We start from the raw sequence: 237 nt of genomic DNA, 5'->3' as shown, positions 1-237 counted from the left end.
CTGTAAACCCCCCTGTATCAGCCTCTGCATCAGTCTCTGCATCACCCCCTGCATCAGCCACTGCATCAGGCTCTGCAACAGACTTTGCATCAGGCTCTGCATCAGCCACTGCATCAGGCTCTGCAACAGACTTTGCCTCAGGCTCTGCATCAGCCCCTGCATCAGCCGCTGCATCACCCACTGCATCAGGCTCTGCATCAAAGAGTGAATCAAAGAGTGCATCAAAGAGTGCATCAA

General features: G+C 54.0%; 1 pseudogene. It reads right to left on the bottom strand.

The window, feature by feature from the left end:
• Nucleotides 1-237 (bottom strand): annotated as a pseudogene (locus tag Q4528_RS15985) (hypothetical protein); the annotation flags it as partial.

The organism is Staphylococcus pasteuri (assembly GCF_030547725.1).
In the GTDB taxonomy this organism is placed as follows: Bacteria; Bacillota; Bacilli; order Staphylococcales; family Staphylococcaceae; genus Staphylococcus; species Staphylococcus pasteuri.
Note: the sequence above shows the minus strand (reverse complement) of the source record. Positions and strands in the feature narration are given on the sequence as shown.